Origin of the sequence: Streptomyces sp. NBC_00299 (assembly GCF_036173045.1) — a bacterium.
Classification (GTDB): Bacteria; Actinomycetota; Actinomycetes; order Streptomycetales; family Streptomycetaceae; genus Streptomyces; species Streptomyces machairae.
Map to the genome: position 1 here is coordinate 6,527,716 of NZ_CP108039.1, position 17,319 is coordinate 6,545,034.

Annotated in this window: 13 protein-coding genes; 6 read left to right on the plus strand and 7 right to left on the minus strand. The window is 72.3% G+C overall.

Annotation, left to right across the window (positions count from 1 at the left end; translation table 11 throughout):
- Window positions 1–5: 5 nt before the first annotated feature.
- Window positions 6–545 carry a tripartite tricarboxylate transporter TctB family protein gene (locus OHT51_RS29045; protein WP_328881863.1) on the minus strand — a complete coding sequence of 180 codons (540 nt, stop codon included), beginning with the start codon at window positions 543–545 and terminating at the stop codon, window positions 6–8.
- Entirely contained in the window at window positions 542–1,504 is a 963-nt protein-coding gene (locus tag OHT51_RS29050) for a Bug family tripartite tricarboxylate transporter substrate binding protein (protein ID WP_328884471.1), read from the minus strand. Before OHT51_RS29050 ends, OHT51_RS29045 begins: the two co-directional genes overlap by 4 nt.
- Before the next feature lie 145 nt (window positions 1,505–1,649).
- Between OHT51_RS29050 and OHT51_RS29055 the strand changes: the two genes are divergently transcribed.
- The 5 genes from OHT51_RS29055 (at window position 1,650) to OHT51_RS29075 (ending at window position 10,362) form a co-directional block, all read left to right on the plus strand.
- Window positions 1,650–3,341, plus strand: a complete 1,692-nt coding sequence (locus OHT51_RS29055) for a sensor histidine kinase (RefSeq protein WP_328881864.1) — start codon at window positions 1,650–1,652, stop codon at window positions 3,339–3,341.
- Window positions 3,338–4,036, plus strand: coding sequence for a response regulator (locus tag OHT51_RS29060; RefSeq protein ID WP_328881865.1), 699 nt, complete (start codon window positions 3,338–3,340; stop codon window positions 4,034–4,036). The genes OHT51_RS29055 and OHT51_RS29060 overlap by 4 nt, the downstream gene beginning before the upstream one ends.
- Before the next feature lie 430 nt (window positions 4,037–4,466).
- Window positions 4,467–6,506, plus strand: coding sequence for an ATP-binding protein (locus OHT51_RS29065; protein WP_328881866.1), 2,040 nt, complete (start codon window positions 4,467–4,469; stop codon window positions 6,504–6,506).
- Window positions 6,503–7,333 carry a serine peptidase gene (locus tag OHT51_RS29070; protein WP_328881867.1) on the plus strand — a complete coding sequence of 277 codons (831 nt, stop codon included), beginning with the start codon at window positions 6,503–6,505 and terminating at the stop codon, window positions 7,331–7,333. Before OHT51_RS29065 ends, OHT51_RS29070 begins: the two co-directional genes overlap by 4 nt.
- Entirely contained in the window at window positions 7,330–10,362 is a 3,033-nt protein-coding gene (locus tag OHT51_RS29075; RefSeq protein WP_328881868.1) for a WD40 repeat domain-containing protein, read from the plus strand. Before OHT51_RS29070 ends, OHT51_RS29075 begins: the two co-directional genes overlap by 4 nt.
- Before the next feature lie 22 nt (window positions 10,363–10,384).
- On the opposite strand, the gene OHT51_RS29080 is transcribed toward OHT51_RS29075, so the two are convergent.
- The 5 genes from OHT51_RS29080 to OHT51_RS29100 all read right to left on the minus strand — a co-directional run bounded on the left by OHT51_RS29080 (window position 10,385) and on the right by OHT51_RS29100 (window position 16,371).
- Window positions 10,385–11,419 carry a rod shape-determining protein gene (locus tag OHT51_RS29080; protein ID WP_328881869.1) on the minus strand — a complete coding sequence of 345 codons (1,035 nt, stop codon included), beginning with the start codon at window positions 11,417–11,419 and terminating at the stop codon, window positions 10,385–10,387.
- 170 nt (window positions 11,420–11,589) lie between these two features.
- On the minus strand, window positions 11,590–12,036 hold the full coding sequence (locus OHT51_RS29085; protein WP_328881870.1) for an HAD family hydrolase: 447 nt from the start codon (window positions 12,034–12,036) through the stop codon (window positions 11,590–11,592).
- A 127-nt stretch (window positions 12,037–12,163) separates the two neighbouring features.
- On the minus strand, window positions 12,164–13,504 hold the full coding sequence (locus tag OHT51_RS29090; protein ID WP_328881871.1) for a carboxyl transferase domain-containing protein: 1,341 nt from the start codon (window positions 13,502–13,504) through the stop codon (window positions 12,164–12,166).
- Window positions 13,497–14,942 carry an acyl-CoA synthetase gene (locus OHT51_RS29095; protein ID WP_328881872.1) on the minus strand — a complete coding sequence of 482 codons (1,446 nt, stop codon included), beginning with the start codon at window positions 14,940–14,942 and terminating at the stop codon, window positions 13,497–13,499. Before OHT51_RS29095 ends, OHT51_RS29090 begins: the two co-directional genes overlap by 8 nt.
- Window positions 14,943–14,994: 52 nt before the next feature.
- Window positions 14,995–16,371: an SLC13 family permease gene (locus tag OHT51_RS29100; protein WP_328881873.1), complete on the minus strand. Its 1,377-nt coding sequence runs from the start codon at window positions 16,369–16,371 to the stop codon at window positions 14,995–14,997.
- Between the two features lie 225 nt (window positions 16,372–16,596).
- Between OHT51_RS29100 and OHT51_RS29105 the strand changes: the two genes are divergently transcribed.
- Window positions 16,597–17,310 carry a FadR/GntR family transcriptional regulator gene (locus tag OHT51_RS29105; RefSeq protein ID WP_328881874.1) on the plus strand — a complete coding sequence of 238 codons (714 nt, stop codon included), beginning with the start codon at window positions 16,597–16,599 and terminating at the stop codon, window positions 17,308–17,310.
- Window positions 17,311–17,319 lie beyond the last annotated feature (9 nt).

Below are 17,319 nucleotides of genomic sequence, written 5' to 3' on the forward strand. Positions count from 1 at the left end.
CGGCCTCACAGGATTCCTTGCAGGACACCGGCGGGGAGGTTCACGCCGAGGCCGATCGCGAACGCGTAGAAGGTCGTGAGGGAGAGCGTCACCGCTATCAGCAGGTTGCGGACGTAGTGGCGGTTGCCGAGGGCGAACGCCGTGCCCCAGAAGAGCAGGGCACCGCTGATCACCCAGCCGAGCCGCTCGATGAGCAGCGCGTTCGCCACGAACACCGCGACCAGCAGGGCCACGGTGCGCCCGTCGCTGCCGCCCGACAGGTCGACGTCCTCGCCGGCTTCCGGCTCACCGCGGCCGCCCCGGGCCACGTCGACGGCGTACAGCACCGCGAACAGCACCAGCAGCGCGCCCAGGATCAGCGGGACCGCGCGCGGGCCGACCGGGTCGGTGCCGCTGGTGATGTGCGGGATGCCGAGGGCGTCCACGATGACCGCGGTGCCCAGCAGGGCGAGGAACACGCACACGCCGTACTGTGCGCGGTCCCCGCCCTCCCGGGGCGGAGGGGAGTCCTCCGCGGTCCGTTCGTCCTTCACCTCGGAGCTCATGCCAGCCCGAGCTCTGCCAGCAGGTCGGCGACCGCCTTGTCCTGCTCGGTCAGGAAGGTGCCGAACTCGTCGCCGGTGGCGAAGGCGTCGACCCAGCCGTTCTTCTCCAGCTGCGCCTTCCACTCGTCGGAGTCGTGCATCCTGGTCATCGCGTCGACCCAGCTCTGCTTCTGCTCGTCGGTGATGCCCGGAGGGGCCACGATGCCGCGCCAGTTGGTGAAGACCAGGTCGATGCCGGAGTCCTTGAGGGTGGGGGCGTCCTTGAGCGCGTCGATCGGCTTCTCGCTGGTCACCGCCAGGACCCGCACCTGCCCGGCCTCGATCTGGTCGAGGAACTCACCGAAACCGCTGGCCCCGAAGGCGATCTTGTTGCCGAGGATGGCCGGAAGCAGCTCGCCGCCGCCGTCGTACGAGACGTAGTTGACGTCCTTCGGCTTGATGCCGACCGCCTTCGCCAGCTGCATCGGCAGGAGGTGGTCGGGGCCGCCCGGCGACGAACCGCCGCCCACGGCGAGCTTCTTGGGGTCCTTCTTCCAGGCGGTGACGAGGTCGTCCATCGTCTTGTACGGGGAGTCCTTCGGCACGACGATCGCGCCGGCCTCCTCGATCAGCCTGGCGACCGGAGTGGTGTCGGTCAGCGTGGCCTTCGACTTGGAGGTGTACGAGGCTCCGACGACGCCGAGGCCCATCTGCATGGCCATCTTGCCGTTGCCCTTCTCGTTCACCAGGCGCTGCAGGCCCACGGTGCCGCTGGCGCCGGGCAGGTTGAACACCTGGATGCCGGAGGCGACCTTGGTGTCCTGCATGACCTGGGAGACGGTGCGGGCGGTGAGGTCGTAACCGCTGCCCGGGGTGTTGGGGACCATGAGCCGGAGGCCGGTCACGGGCTTGCCGGACCCGCTCCCACCTTCGGACTCCTCCTTGTCGGCGGTCGCGCCACAGGCGCTGACCGCGACCATCGACACGGCGGCCAGTGCTCCGACAAGTGCGGCTCGTCGAGTTCTCATGGCTCATCTCTTTCGCTCGGCCCGTTCCGGCGCCATGATTGTGCGGTTCCTGAGACACCCCGTCTCGGTTGTGTGACCATTGAAGGTTGAGTTCATAGTGGTCATAACGTCACGGTCACCGTCCCGAAAACAGCGGCGTCAGACCCTCGCCGGTGAGCTGCTCGTATGGCAGCTCGCCATTGTCGTGATCGTGCTGGCCGCCGTGGCCGCGGTGTCGCTGGCGCAGTCGAAGGCGACGTTCGACCGGGTCGAGGGACGCCGGGTGACCGCGCTCGCCGAGGAGATGGCGGGCAACCCCCTCGTGCGCACCCAGCTCGTGCGGCCCGCTCCGGCCGAGATGCTCGCCCCGCTCCTCCAGTCCACGCTGACCAGGTCCGGTGTCACGTCCGCCGCGGTGGCGAACGCGCACGGAAAGATCGTCGCCGCCACCGACCCCACGCTGGTCGGCACGCGCATGCCGTCCGACGGCCCGCAGGTCGCCGGGGGCCGCGGCTGGTCCGGCGAGCTGCCGGTGAACGGCGTCATCCAGCTGGTGGCACAGGCGCCGGTGCTCGGCGCGGAGTTGGGCAGCGCCGGGGACCACCTCGGCACGGTGATGATCGGACGGGCCTCGCCGTCGGTGTGGCAGCGGCTGGTCGGCGCCTCGTCCTATCTGCTGGTCTACCTCGGCGTCGCCAGCGTCCTCGGGGTGGCCGGTTCCTGGCTGCTGGCCCGGCGGATCAAACGGCAGACCTTCGGCATGGAGCCGCGCGAGATCGCCGGGCTCGCCGAACACCGGGAGGCGATGCTGTTCGGGATCGCCGAGGGCGTGGTGGCCCTCGACCCGCAGCAGCGGCTCACGCTGGTCAACTCCGTCGGCCGCAGACTTCTGGACCTGCCCGAGAACTGCGTCGGGATGAGCCTGGCCGACCTCGGGATCGAGGGGCGGCTGTACGACGTCCTGGCAGGGACCGCGCCCGAGGGGGAGCCCGGCGATCTCGCGCGGCGCGACGAGGTGGTCGTCCGCCGGGGCCGGGTCCTGGTGATGAACCGGATGGACGTCACCAAGGACGGCCGCCGCCTCGGCTCGGTCACGACGCTGCGGGACCGCACCGAACTCGCCCAGCTGGAACGGGAGTTGGGCTCCTTCCGCAGCACCACCGAGCTGCTGCGCGCACAGGCCCACGAGTTCTCCAACCAGCTGCACACCATCTCCGGGCTCATCCAGATCGGCGAGCACGACGAGGTCGTACGGTACGTCCGCGCCCTGCGCAAACACCGCGAGTCGCTCGACCTGAACCTCACCAGCCGCGTCCGCGACCGGGCCGTCGCCGCGCTGCTCATGGCCAAGTCGGCGCTCGCCGCGGAGCGCAAGGTGCGGTTGAAGATCTCCGAGCGCACGGCACTGGACCGGCTGGAGCCGACGGACTCCGCGGACGTGGCGACCGTACTCGGCAATCTCGTGGACAACGCGGTCGACGCCGCCGCGAGCGGTTCCAGGGCGGGGGGCGACGACCACGAGGCCTGGGTGGAGGTGGAACTGCGCCAGGACGCCTCCAGCGTGGAGATCGTCGTACGGGACTCGGGGCCGGGCGTGGCTCCGGAGCTCGCGCAGGAGGTGTTCTCGCACGGGTTCACCACCAAGGCCGCGCAGGGCGGCGACCGGGGGATCGGCCTGGCGCTCACCCGGCTGGTGTGCAAACGCCGGGGCGGTGAGGTGTCGGTGACCAACACGCAGGCGGGGGCCATGTTCACCGCCCGGATGTCCGTCGGCCGGCCGGCCGTACGAGTGACGGAGGGAGCCCGATGATCGGCGTACCGGACCCACTGGACGTGCTGATCGTGGAGGACGACTTCATGGTGGCGCGGATCCACCGCGGATTCGTCAACGACGTCGACGGGTTCCGGGTGATCGGCACGGCGAACTGCGGGGAGCAGGCGCTCACCGCGGTGGCCGAGCTGCAGCCCGACCTCGTCCTGCTCGACCTCTACCTCCCCGACATGTTCGGCCTGGAGATCATCCCGCGGCTGCGCAGCGCCGGGCACGACTGCGACGTCATGGTGATCAGCGCGGCGCGGGAGTCCGAGGCGGTCCGGGACGCCGTACGCCAGGGCGTCGTGGACTACCTGCTCAAACCGTTCGACGCCGAGGACCTGCGGGCCCGGCTCGAGCAGTACGCCGCGCGGCGCAGCAACCTGTACGCGGCCGTGGTCAGCGGGCAGTCCGACGTGGACCGGGCGCTGGCGAGGGGCGCGGCGCCCTCCGCCACTTCGGCCACTCTGCCGAAGGGCATGAGCGTGGAGACCGCCGAACTGATCGAACGCGAGCTGCGCACCGCCGACGGCAGCCTCTCCGCCGCCGAGTGCGCGGCCCGCCTCGGGGTCTCACGGGTCAGCGCCCGACGGTACCTGGAGCACTTCAGCGTCACGGGGCAGGCGGAGGTGTCCCTGCGGTACGGGCACGCGGGGCGGCCGGAGCGGCGGTACAGCTGGCTGGCCGACTGAGGCGCGCGGGCCCGGTGACGTCCTGCCCCCGAGGGGTGCCCTCCTCCCCGGGAAGTACCCCGGCACGCACCCGCTCCTGCCGCGGAGGCATGACAAGTGCCTCCGTGGGCACGATGTGCCGAAAGGTTGCGGAGAGAAGGCTGGTCGCAACGGACCCGGGATACGAGGAGGGCGCCATGAACCGCCAGACCCACGTTCGCGTTCGTGTCACCCGCCGGCCTGCCGCTCCCCGTGACACGAGGGGCGAGATCGACCGGCGCACTCCTTCGGGGCGGATTCTGCCGTACTGACATCGGTCCCGAGCGCCCCTGGGAGGCGCGCGGGACGATCGATCAACCCTCAACTGCCCCAGGCGGTGCCGCTGTACGATTCCCCGGAGGCCTTCTCGCGGCGGGCCGCCCGTCGTCAGCGCGGGCGGGGGAGGAGCGACATGGGGGATGCGACGGCCGACGCCGCCGCACCGTTGAGGGCGCTGCTCATGGGGGTGAGCCGCTTCGCTCCGGCTGTCGCCGAGGACGAGGAGCCGATGCCCGGCCAGGGGTGGGACGACCTGCCCTTCGTACTTCCTGTGCTGGCCAGGCTGGAGCAGGCGTACCAGAAGCTCGCGTACGAGGTCAGGGCCGTGCGGGAGCCCGACCGCAGGGCGGTGCGGCAGCACTGGACGGCCGTCGACGAGGAGCAGTACGGCATTGTGCACGTCGTCTCCCATGGCACGACGGCTGTCGCGGGCCGGGGCAGAACGGCCGAGGGTTCGGAGCGGCTGTCCATGGTGCCGTCGTGCGGCAACCCCGGGTTCGGCACCGATGTGAGCCTGTGGGTGCAGGAGGCGAACTCACTGGCGCACCCGATGCTGTTCGTGGTCGACCTGTGCAGGGCCGGACGCGCCGCCCGCGTCGCACAGTTGGCGCAGATCCCCGACGACCAGTTGCACGCGTGGGTGATCGCCGCGACGGGACCGGACCGGGCGGCGTACGACGGAGCGTTCAGCACCGCCGTGGCCGAGGTTCTGGAGGGGATCGCCGAGAACGGCCTCGATACTTCGCCGTCGCTGCGGTTCGTGCGCTGGGACAAAGTCACCTCGTCCATCCAGAACAGGTTGAGCGCGACGGGAAGCCGGCAGAAGGTTCACTCGACCAAGGTCGACACCTCGCAGCCGTTGGAGTTGCCCTTCTTCCCCAACCCCAACTGGACCGGTGACCCCCGGCTGGAGCGGTTGCAGACCGTCGACGCGCCGGTGCGGGCGTTCGTCGCCGACCTCGGCGCCGAACATTTCATGGACCGGGTCCGGGACCATTTCGTGGGACGCCGCCGCCAACTCGCCGACCTGGCGCCCTGGTTGGATGACGCCACCGTCGGCGGGCTGCGTGTCGTGACCGGCGCGCCCGGCTCCGGCAAGTCCGCACTGCTGGGTGCCCTGGTGTGCACCGGCCACGAGGAGATCATCCGGGCCGCCCCCGACATCCGCAGACACCTCGCCGCCCAGCAGCCCGACGGCGTGGCCTCTCCCAACCCGATGCTGGCCGCGATCCACGCCCGCAACCGTGAACTCGACGCCGTTCTCACGTCGCTGGCCGCGCAGTGGAGGCTGCCGGCCCGAGGCTCGGGGCGTACCGAGCCCTGGACCGCGCCCGACCTGATCGAGGCGATCGTCGCGCTGCCTGCCGTGCCGGTGCTGGTGTTCGACGCCCTCGACGAGGCCGACGACCCCGCCGATCTGATGCAGCGTCTGCTGCTACCGCTCACGGAGGCCTTACGACCGGACGGCAGGCCCTGCCTGCGGCTCCTCGTGGGCACCCGGCGCGGTACGCGCTTCCAGCCCTTGCTCGAACTGGCCGCCGCCCAGCAGACCTTGCTCGACCTGGACGACGTACCGGACGGGGAACTGCGGGCCGACCTCGCCGAGCACCTGTCGCTGCGGCTCGCCGAACTCCCCTCCTACAGTGCCGCTCTCCAGCGTCCCGTCCGTACCGTGCTGGCCCGGACCGTGGCGGCGAAGCTCACCCGCAACGCCGGGACCGTGCGGGACTGGGGCCCGTTTCTCGTCGCCCGGATCTTCGGCCGAGCCCTGGAGACGCTGCCCGCGCCGGCGGACGTGGCGGCAGCCGAGCACCTGGGTGCGAGCGTGCCGGTCACACTCCCCGGCGTCCTGGAACTCGACCTGAGCCTGCAACCGCAGCGCGCCCGCCTGCGTGCCGTGCTCGCCGCGGTCGCCTGGGCGAAGGGCGAGGGCTTCCCCACGGAGGCGGTCGCCGCCGTGGCCGCCGAGTTCGCCCCGGACGTGGACGACGGCAACGTACGGCAGTTGCTCGAAGCGAACCGCTTCTATCTGCGCACCGGAGTCGAGAGCGACGGCTCCACTCTGTACCGGCTCTTCCACCAGGGACTCGCGGACTATCTCCAGGTCGAGTCCTACCTCCGTCCGTACACCCCGCCACACCCTCGTCCCGACTCCAGCGGAGGCCCGGAGTGAAGATCCTCGGAATCCACGGCATCGGCAACCACCGGCCCGGCGAATCGCCGGAGACGGCGGCCCGCAACCTCTCCGCCACCTGGGCCAAGCACCTGGGCGCGGACGGCGCGGACGTCCACGTCGTCTACTACGCCGACCTGTTGCGGGAGGACGGAGCCCAGAGCGGTGACGAGGAACTGGAGGATCTCACGCCGGCCCAGGAGGAACTCGTCCTGGAGCTCGTGAACGCGCAGCCCGCCGATCCGGGCCCCACCGCACCCGGCCGGGTCGCTCAGGGACTGCTGACCGCGTTCCTGCGCGACCGCCTCGCCGCACTGGCGGAAAGCCGGGAGTGCCCCGAGTGGTACATGCAGTGGTTCATGGCTCGCCTGGCGAAGGAGGTCGTCGCCTACCAGACCCCCGGCTCGGATCGTGACGAGGTCCGGCGGCGGCTGCGCGAAGCGATCGACCGGCATCGTCCCGACGCCCTCGTCGCCCATTCCCTGGGGTCGGTGATCGCCTACGAGACCCTGCACGGGACGGGGACACCGCACGTCCCGCTGTGGGTGACGATCGGCTCGCCGCTGGCCCTGCCCAAGGTGGTGTTCGACCGGCTCGACCCCGCCCCCGTGGCCGACAGGGGCGCCCGGCCGCACGCGGTCGGACGCTGGGCCAACCTCGCCGACCCCGGCGATCTCGTGGCCCTTCCGGCCAAGGGCGTCTCGCGGCGCTTCAGCGGGGTCGACAGCGATGACCACGTGGTCGTCCACCAGGGCTTCAGGTTCCACCACGCGGAGAAGTACCTTCAGGCACCCGCGCTCGCCCGGTTGCTGGCGACCGCGGCATGAGTGAGGAGTGGAGCGAGGCACAGGAGGCGGCGGAAGAGGCCTGGGAGAGGGAGCGGGACAGACAGGAGGAAGCCTGGCTGAGCGATGTGCAGCAGGAGCAGGACCGACGCGAGAGGGTCCGGGACCGGACCGCCCGCCGGGTTCTCGCCCGGTTGCTCGACCCCGTCACCGTGAACGGAACGACACGCTGGGATCTCGCCTCGCCGTATCTGCTGCGCCACGCCGCCGAGCACGCGGCCGAGGCCGGCTCGCTCCAACACCTCTTCCACGACTGGGACTTCCTCGTCCACGCCGACCCGCACTCGGTGCTGACCTTCGGCTCTCTGCTGGAGGCGGAGAACCGGAGCCTCGCCCTGCCCGGGGAGGAGAATCGTGTCCGCTCCCTGCCGGTCTACCGGGCCTCAGTCGTGGAGCACGCCTCGGCGAGCCCCGAGGAGCGGCGCCACATCCTCGCGGTGGACGCGGCCCGGCACCAGTGGCCTGAGATCAGCAGTCGGCTCTACCACCCCGCCCACGCCGAGCCCACCCCCTGGCAGTGCCGCTGGTCCACGGCGAGCAACATCAGCTCGCAGCTGCGGGGCGCTCTCTCCCATGACTCCGCGGTGTCGTCGGTGGCGACCGGCATGGTTCCCGGACTGTCGTACGCGGTGACCACCGCGCAGGACGACCGGACGGCCCGGGTCTGGGACTTGAGCAGCAACACCCTCCTGCACGAGGTCCACGGCCACGTCGTGCCGCTCACCGCTGCGGCCACGGGAGGGAGTAGAACCGGGCCTGTCGTCGTGACCGCGGGCGAGGACGGAGCGCTGCGATGCTGGGAGCCGTACGACGGCGCACCGCGCTGGGGCGTCACCGCACACGAGGGCGCCATTCACGGGCTGGCCCTCGGGGAGTCGTACGACGGACCGATGGTCGTGACCCATGGCGGCGACGGCACGGTGCGCGTCGGGGACCTGGAGACCGGAGCGGTCCGTCACTTCTTCACGGGAGTACCGCGCCACGGCCGCATGGCCGTGGCGGGGTCGGGCACCGGCAGGGATGACGTGATCGCCGTGATCGGCGAGGGCCGCATCCACTGCCTGGACCTCGCCACGGGGGCGGAACGCTTCCGGACGCGGCTCGACACCGGGGAGGTCCGCGCCGTGGCGGCCGCGCAGGTGGGCGCGACTCCGGCCGTCGTCGTGACGTACGAAGAGGGCTGGGCGCAGGTGTGGGACCTCCACACCGGCCGCGTGCACACCACGCTGACGGGGCCGCCGTCGTCCATGGAGGCCCTCGCAGTCGTCGACAACGGACTGGAATGCGTCGCCGTCACCGGCGGCAGCGACGGGACCGTCCGCCTGTGGGACGTGGAGGGCGGTGGCGCCGCGCTGCGTGAACTCACCGCACACTTCGCCGAGATCACGGCGCTGACCTGCTACGCAGCCCCCTCGGCAGGCGGGCCTCACACCTCACAGCACAAGGACCGCACCGACACCGAGGACCTGGCCGTGACGCCGTCGTCCCGGCTCCGCATCCGGGCCACGACCGGCCGGACCCGCAGGGAGCGCCTGCTGCGCTCGCTCTCCGGCCACTCCCTGCTCTCTGCCTCCGCCGACCACACCCTGCACGAGTGGGACCTGACGAGCGTCAGCCCGCGCCAGACGTTCACCGCCCACACCGTCGCGCCCCGCACGATCCGTGTCACCGAGGTCGCCGGGCGTCCGGTGGCGGTCAGTTCCGGGCACGACGGCACCGCACGCGTGTGGACGCTCGACGACCGGCGGGCCCGGACCGTCGGCGGCGTGACCCATCCGCTCCCGGTCCGCTCCCTCTCCGTGGCCCGGGCGGACGGGCGGATCCTGGTGGCCACCGGCTGCGGGGACGAACGCCTGCGGGTCCTCACCGGGTCGGACGGCAGATCGGAGGGCATCCACTTCAACGGCAGAAGCAAGGTGACGGCCGTAGCCCTGGGCGCGACCCGGGAGGGGCCCGTCGCCGTCGTCGCCACCGCCGACGGACGCCTCACGGCCCGCCGGCCCGAGACGGGCCGGCGGCAGTGGCAAGCCACGTCGTCCTGCGGCCCCGTCTCCGCCCTGTCCGTCGCCGGGTCACGCCGCCGCCCGCTGGTACTGGCCCTCGCCCCGGACGCAGACGCATGCCTCCAGGTCCGCTCCCTCACCACCGGTCGCCCGCACCCCTGCGGCCTGAACGGCCTGACCGGGGTCACCGCGGTCGCCGCCGCCCGTATCCGCGAGCAGCCGGTCGCGGTCACGGCTCACCGTGACGGGACCATCCGGTTGTGGAACCTCACCACTGACACGCTGCGCAGATCCATCAGGGGTGCCTCCGCCCACGTCGACCTGCTCGCCGTGGCCACCACCCCCGCCGGTCCGCTCGTCACGGCCTGCGCCGAGGGCCGCCTGCGCGTGTGGGACGCCGACACGGGCAGGCTCCGCGCCGGCATCTCCGTCGGGCCCACATCGGCGCTGGCACTCGGCGAGTTCCACGGCCGCCCGATGGCGGTCACCGTTCCCGCGGGGCGGAACACGGTCTGCTTCTGGGACGTGGAGACCGGCGACGCCCACACCACCGTGTCCGTGCCGGCGCCCGTCGGCGCCCTCGCCCTGGCGGACGGCGTCCTCATCGTCGGGTACGGCCGGGAAGTCGCCGCTTTCAGCGCCTTCGACAACCCGGGTCCCTGGGACGATCAGCAGCAGCCGGAGCCGCCCGCACCGGCTGCCCCGCCGGAGGTTCGCACCGAGCGCGGCAGGAACGGGGGCGGACGCCTGCTCCCCTGGGAGATGCCGGTGCTGGCCTACATCTGCGGACAGGGCACACCGCAGACACTGACCGACCTGAGGACGGCGTTCCGCGATCACGTCCACCGCTACCGACTCGGTCGACAGGGCCTGAAGCAGGTCGTGCGCTCGTTGGCGTCCAAGGGCCTGATCGAACAGTCGAACGGACGCGGGCGCTGGGTGCCGACGGCACTGGGGCGCTACCGGGTGCAACGAGCCGAACGGGCCAAGGCCCACCCCATCAGATGAGTTCGGCGGGCGCCGGCACGTCTCAGGTGGCCGGGTCGAGCTCCAAGGGCTCGATCCTGCCCTCCAGCATGGTGCCGAGGCCCTGTACGGCGCAGACGTCGGGGCGCTCGGCGATGTGCACCGGCATGCTCGTGGCCTGGCGCAGCATCTCGTCGAACCCGGGCAGCAGCGCACTGCCGCCGACCATCATGATCCCGCGGTCGGCGAGGTCGGCGACCAGGTCCGGCGGGCAGTCCCGCAGTACCTTGCCGATGCTGTCGAGGACGGCCGTGAGGGGGGTCTGGATGGCGTCCCGTACGGCGGCGGTGTCGACCTGGACGGAGCGGGCGAGGCCGGTGCAGACGTCCCGGCCGTGGATCTCGGTGGAGGCCGGGCCCTGCGGGGTCAGCCCGTTGCCGGACAGGGCCAGCTGCAGGGGCCGTACGTTCTGGCTGGGCAGCATCAGCTCGTGCTGGTGGCGCAGGTGCTGCACGATTGCGTGGTCGACCGCCTCGCCGCCGACGCGGATGCGTTCCGCGGTCACGATGCTGCCGAGGGAGAGCACGGCGACCTCCGTCGCGGCGGCCCCGCACACCATGATCATGCTGGCCTCGGGCTGCTCGACGGGCAGACCGCATCCGACCGCGGCGGCGATGAGGGTGTCGACGAGCTCGACGCGCCGGGCCCCGAGACCGACCAGGGTTTCTATCGCGGCACGCTGGGCGAGCGGGTCGGCGTCGTGCGGCGTGCACACGGCGGCGCGCAGGAAGGGCTTGCGGCGCAGGGCGCGGCGCATCTTGTCGCCGAGGAGGTGCCGCAGCATGCGCTGCGCCATCTCGATGTCGACGACGGTGCCGCCGGAGACGGGCCGTACGACACGGATGTAGTCCGGGGTGCGGCCGGTCATCTTCTCCGCGAACTCGCCGACCGCTATGAGGGCGCCGGTGCGGGTGTTGACGGCGGCGGCTGAGGGCTGGTCGACGACGAGTCCGGCGCCCTTCACGTAGACGCGGGTCCTGGCAGCCCCCAGGTCGACGGCGAAATGGCAGCGGCGCAGCTGCTCCAGTGTGGCGGTCATGGGGGTCCTCCCGAGAGCGCAGACCGTGGGTCCGCCGGGTTGGGTGGCGGGCCTCCGTGACCTCGATCGTGCGCGCCGCGGGGAGGGGGGCGCCTTCTGGAGGGGGCCGGGTGGGGTGCCGCTGAATGGGGGTTTTTGTTTCTGATGGGGGGTCAGGTCGGTGTGTCGGGTCACAGGGAGCGGGCCGCGTCGAGTATGGGGCGCAGGGAGTCGACGACCACGTCGCAGCCGGCCTTGCGGAGGCGTCGCTCGGCGGCGGGGGAGTCGGCGTAGCCGATGACGGGGAGGTCCAGTTGCCGGGCGGCGGTGACCTCGGCGGCCGTGGAGGAGATCACCAGGCCTCTGGCGGTGCTGCCGAAGTGGTTCAGCGCGAGGCGCAGACACTCCGGATGGGGCATCAGGTGCCGGCCGCGGCCGTAGGCCGCCGTCAGGGGCACACTCCGGAAATCCACGTGGCGCTGGACGGCCTGCTCGCAGAAGTCCGTGACGACGGCCACCCGGCGACCGGAGTTGTGCAGACAGCGGACCAGATCGGCGGCCTGCGGGGAGGGGCGGGTGCTGGACACGGCCCGCAGTTCGAGTGCGTCGAGGCGGTCACGCAGGAGCGGGCCTGTCATGACGCCCCCGTCATCCCACCGCTCGTCGTCGTCCGGCGAGCATGCCCATTGTTCAGGACGGCGGCCGGGGTTGTCCCGGTTTCCGGCCCCTCCCCGCCCCACCCCGGCTTTCGACGCACTTCATCCCCTACCCCTCCACGACTCCCCGGATCACCCCCAGCTCCATCAGGTCCTGTGGCCGAATCCGCAGCTGATCCGCCGTCGCCTCCACCTCCTCCGCCCCCCGCTTCAGAATCGCCGCCGCCAGCTCCGGCGCGATCACCGAGAAGTAGCTGTCGGGCGTCGCCCAGGTGTTGCCCGGTGCCGCCAGTGCCAGCGCGCCGCCCGAGCCGCCCTCGCCGATGACCAGCGTGGTGATCGGGACGCGGGCGCCGGCCACCGCGGCGAACAGGTCCGCGATCGCCGCGCCGACCCCCTGCCGCTCCGCGTCCGCGTCGTTGGCGGCGCCCGGGGTGTCCACCAGGGTGAGCACCGGGATGCCGAGCCGGTCCGCGAGGCGGATCAGGCGGGTGGCGGTGCGGTAGCCGGCGGGGCGGGTGGCGGTGCCGGTCTGGGCGGCGTACGCGACCGTACGGCCGTCGTGGGTGCCGAAGCCGCAGAGGATGCCCTCGGGGTCGGTGCCGCCGCAGCGGTCGCCGCTGATCGTGACGCGGGTGCTGAAGCAGGCGTCCAAGTAGGCCCCGGCGCGCGGGCGTTGTGGTGCGCGGGCCCGTCGGACCGCTTCCCAGCCGGTGCCCGGCAGGTCGGGCGCACCCAGGGCGTGGGGCACCGGGGCCTCTTGCGCGGGCGGCCCCGCCAGCAGCCGCAGCCACCGCCCCAGCTCCGCCCGCAGCTCCTGCGGCCGGACGATCGCGTCCACCGCCCCCGCCGCCACCTGCGCCTCAGCCGTGTATGCCGCCGGATCGGCGTCGGGCGGGCGGACCCGGGAGCCCGCGAAGCCGACCTGGGCGCCGGGCAGGGCGAGGGTCACGTCGGCGCCCGCGCCCAGGGTGGCCCAGCCGCCGCCGGTCGTCGGGTCCCGGAGGACCGCGATCTGCGCCAGCCCGGCCTCCCGGGTGAGGGTCGACTGCCGTGCCACGCGCTGGAGTTGGGTCAGCGCGAACATGCCCTCCTGCATCCGGCTGCCGCCCGTGGCGACCAGGGGGACGACCGGGAGACGGTGGGCGCGGGCATGGGCGTACGCCGACTCCAGCCGGTCCCCGGTGCGTCGGCCGAGCGAGCCGCCGAGGAAGCCGAACTCGAAGGCCAGCAGCATGGCCCGGGTGCCTGCCACGCTCGCGGTGCCGCAGACGACGGACTCCTCCTCGCCGGTGCGCTCGGCGGCACGCGCGCGTGAGGCGTCGTAGCCCTGCCAGCCGAGGGGGCCGTCCGGCCCGGAGTCCGTTTCCGGGTACGGGAGTTCGGTGAACGTGGAGTCGTCGGCGACCAGCGCGATCGTCTCGCGTGCCGACGGGCGCCGCTCAGTCATGGGCCAGGGCCCGCTTCATGATCTTCCCCATGTCGTTGCGGGGGAGGGCGTCGAGGTAGTGGACCCGGCGCGGACGCTTGTGCGGGGCGAGGCGGGCGGCGACGTGATCAGCCAACTCATCGGCTCCCGGCGGCGCTTGAGGGTCCGCCGGGACGATCCACGCCACGATCCGCTCGCCCAGGTCGGCGTCCGGTTCGCCGGTGACGGCGGCCTCCCGGACACCCGGGTGTTCCAGGAGAGCGTTCTCGATCTCGCCTGCCCCGATCTTGTAACCCCCGCTCTTGATCAGGTCGGTGGCCTTGCGGCCGACGATCCGGACATACCCGTCGGGGTCGCGCACCGCCATGTCGCCGGTGCGGAACCAGCCGTCCTCGGTGAACGCGGACGCCGTGGCGTCGGGGCGGTTGAGGTACTCGGTGAACAGGTTCGGGCCGCGCACCTGGATCTCACCCACGGTCTCGCCGTCGTACGACGCGATCGGTGTCCCGTCCTCCTCCACCAACCGCAGCTCCACGCCCGGCAGCGGCACGCCCACCGCCCCGGGCCGCGGCTCGCCGTCCGCGCGGACGCTGGTGTTCATCAGCGTCTCCGTCATGCCGTACCGCTCGACGACCCGCTGTCCGGTCGCTGCCGTGATCCGCTCGTGGTCGTGCACGGGGAGCGCGGCCGAGCCCGAGACCAGGAGCCGGGCCTTGCCGAGCGCCTGCGCCAGCCCCGGGTCCTCGGGGAGCGCCTGGGCGATGCGGTGGTACATCGTCGGCACGCCGAACAGCATGGTCGCGCCCTCGTTCAGCTCGCGCACGACGCCCTCCGTGTCGAACCGGCCCAGGTGGCGCACGGATCCGCCGCGGCGCAGCGGGCCGAGGATGCCGAGGACCAGTCCGTGCACATGGAACAGGGGCAGGCCGTGCACGAGGGTGTCGTCGCCGGTCCACTGCCAGGCGTCGGCGAGCGCGTCCAGGGTGGCGGTGATCGCCCGGCGGGGGATGACCGCGCCCTTGGGCGGCCCGGTGGTGCCGGAGGTGTAGACGACGAGGGCCGGGTCGCTCTCGGTGGCCCGCTCGGCCGGCCGGGCGGCGGCGGCCCGTACGTCGACGTCCACTCGCGCCAACTCGGCGACGGGTGACGGTAGTTCATCGCCGGGCGCGGCGAGTACGAGGCTCGGCACGCTGTCGGAAAGGATGTGCCCCAGCTCCTTCTCGCCCGACTTCGGGTTGAGCGGTACGGCGGCGATCCCGGCCTCCAGCGCCGCGACCACGGCCACGGCGGTCTCCAGGGTCGGCGTCGCCCACACGGCAACCCGCGCCTCACCCGCGATCCGGCCCGCGAGGGCACCGGTCGCGGTGGAGAGCTCCGCGTACGTCAGGGCCCGGTCACCGAACCGCAGGGCAACCCGCCCCGCCGGGCCGGCCGCCAGGGCCGGGAAGAGAGAGGACACGCGTCGTACTCCTTAACTGTTCAACGGACACCGAGTGTTGCCGTCCCACGACCTACCCCCAGCCGGGCACGACCAGCACCAGCCACACCACAGCGGGTACCGCCGCCACCACGATCCCTCCGTACACCATCAGCTGCCGGAAGAAACGCTCACGGTCGACATCCGGGGCCGCGGCCAGAACCAGAGCGCCGTTCGTCGAGAACGGGCTCACGTCCACGACGGTCGCCGACACCGCGAGCGCCGCCACCATGCCGACCGCCCCGATCTCGCCCTGCGCCAGGAACGGCACGGCGAGCGGGATGAGCGCGCCCATGATGCCGACGGACGAGGCGAACGCCGACACGAGCGCGCCGATGTAGCAGAGCAGGACGGCGGCCAGCAGCGGTACGCCGATGCCGCCGACGCCCTCGCCGGCCCAGGTGATGGTGCCCATCTCGTCCAGCACGCCGACGTACGTCAGCACGCCGCAGATCAGCAGCACCGTCGGCCAGGCGATCTCGCCGACCGCGGTACGGCTGTCCGCAGGCCACGCCGTGCTCAGGACGACGGCGAGGGTGATCGCGGTCAGACCGGCGTCCAGATCGAAGGCGAGGACGGCGACGACGAGGGCGACCAGGGAGAGGAGGGTGGCGACTCGGGCGGGGGTGAGGTGGGCGGCGGGGGGCGCCTCGGGGCGGACAGCGACGGCGGTGGTGGTTCCGGTGGTGGCGGTGCCGGTGGTCGTGGTGCCGGTGGTCGTGCTGCCGGTGGTGGGGGTACCGGCGGGTGAGGTTCCGCCACCGGAGGTCCCGTCCTCCTCCTCCGTCACTGCCACCGCTCCCTGCGCCCACAGCTTCAGCCCGCCGAAGAGGACGAACACGACCGCCGCGATGACGAGGTTGGCGACCAGGGACGCCAGGAAGAGCGCCAGCTCGTTGCCCGGCAGCTTCTCGCGCTCGACGATGCCGTTGACGATCGAGCCGTAGATGCTGATCGGCGAGAAGCCGCCGGCCTGGGCGCCGTGCACGACCATCGCGCCCATCAGCAGCGGGCTGATCCCGTAGCGGGCGGCGAAGCTCAACGCGATCGGCGCGACGATCGCGACCGCGGCCGGGCTCACGGCACCGATGGCGGTGAGCGCGCCGGTGAGGGCGAACATCACCCAGGGGATGAGCGCCACCCGACCCCGGACGAGCCGGATCGAGGCGTGCACCAGCCAGTCGGTGGTGCCGTTGGCGCGGGCGATGGCGAAGAGGTACGTGACGCCGACGAGGACGACGAAGAGGTCGCCGGGGAAACCGGCGAAGATGCCGTCCGCGTCGAGGTCGGCGACCAGGGTGCCGACGGCGAAGGCGGCCGCGAAGGCGAGTGCGCCCATGTTGATCGAGCGGGTGGTGGCAATGACGAACACCACGGTGAGGACGAGGATCGAAATGAGTTCGGGGGACATGCGGGCTCCCGTCTTTGGGTCCCGAGCGAAGGAATGCGGCGGAGGAAGGAAGCGAAGAAATGAGAGCGAAGCGAATGAGTGGACGAGTGGCTGAGCCAATTGGGGCGCCTGGCTGGTTAGCGTGGGCGCGCTCCGCGGGGCGCGTCAAGGGGTCGCGCATGAATTGGCTCAGCCACTCGTCCACTCGGGGTGCCGGTGTTACGCTCCCGGCGAGAGGGGGAGCCCGTGACCGACGCTCTGCGCCTCATGGCCAAACAGCGCCTGTACGAGCAGGTGCTCGACCGGCTGCGTCAGTACGTCACCGAGGGGGGCCTGCGGGCCGGTGACCGGCTGCCGCCCGAACGGGACCTGGCACAGCGGCTGGGCGTCAGCCGGGCCTCGGTGAAGCAGGCCATCGTGGTCCTGGAGGTCCAGGGCCTGGTGGAGGCGCGGCACGGCGGCGGCACGTACCTGGTCCGCGACAGCCTCGACGTGGAGCCGGTCGAGAAGCTGGTCGAGCGCCGACGACGCCTCCCCGATGTCCTGGAGGCCCGCGAGGCGCTGGAGACGAAACTCGCCGAACTGGCCGCGGAACGCCGTACGGACGAGGACCTCGCGGCGATGCGAGCGGCCCTCGCGCACATGGCCGAGGAGATCGAGGGCGACGGTCACGGCGTGGAGGGTGACCGCCTCTTTCACGCCGCGGTCACCGCCGCCGCCCACAGCAGCATCCTCGCCGAGTTCATGCGCTCCATCGCCGACCAGATCGCCGAGAGCCGCACGGAGTCGCTCCGCCAGCCGCACCGCCCCGCCCGCTCCCTCGCCCAGCACCAGGCCATCCTGGACGCGATCGCCGACCGGCGGCCCGGCCGGGCGGCAGCGGCGATGCGGCGGCACGTCCGCACGGTGGCGAAAGTGCGGCTGCTGGACTGGGAGCCGGAGGAGGAGCGGGAACCGTAGGTTGTCCGG

What these genes read in the sequence shown, in the direction of transcription:
- OHT51_RS29045 (WP_328881863.1), bottom strand. Translation starts at nt 545, where the DNA reads ATGAGCTCCGAGGTGAAGGACGAACGGACCGCGGAGGACTCCCCTCCG.
- OHT51_RS29050 (WP_328884471.1), bottom strand. Translation starts at nt 1,504, where the DNA reads ATGGTCGCGGTCAGCGCCTGTGGCGCGACCGCCGACAAGGAGGAGTCC.
- OHT51_RS29060 (WP_328881865.1), top strand. Translation starts at nt 3,338, where the DNA reads ATGATCGGCGTACCGGACCCACTGGACGTGCTGATCGTGGAGGACGAC.
- OHT51_RS29065 (WP_328881866.1), top strand. Translation starts at nt 4,467, where the DNA reads ATGGGGGATGCGACGGCCGACGCCGCCGCACCGTTGAGGGCGCTGCTC.
- OHT51_RS29075 (WP_328881868.1), top strand. Translation starts at nt 7,330, where the DNA reads ATGAGTGAGGAGTGGAGCGAGGCACAGGAGGCGGCGGAAGAGGCCTGG.
- OHT51_RS29080 (WP_328881869.1), bottom strand. Translation starts at nt 11,419, where the DNA reads ATGACCGCCACACTGGAGCAGCTGCGCCGCTGCCATTTCGCCGTCGAC.
- OHT51_RS29085 (WP_328881870.1), bottom strand. Translation starts at nt 12,036, where the DNA reads ATGACAGGCCCGCTCCTGCGTGACCGCCTCGACGCACTCGAACTGCGG.
- OHT51_RS29090 (WP_328881871.1), bottom strand. Translation starts at nt 13,504, where the DNA reads ATGACTGAGCGGCGCCCGTCGGCACGCGAGACGATCGCGCTGGTCGCC.
- OHT51_RS29100 (WP_328881873.1), bottom strand. Translation starts at nt 16,371, where the DNA reads ATGTCCCCCGAACTCATTTCGATCCTCGTCCTCACCGTGGTGTTCGTC.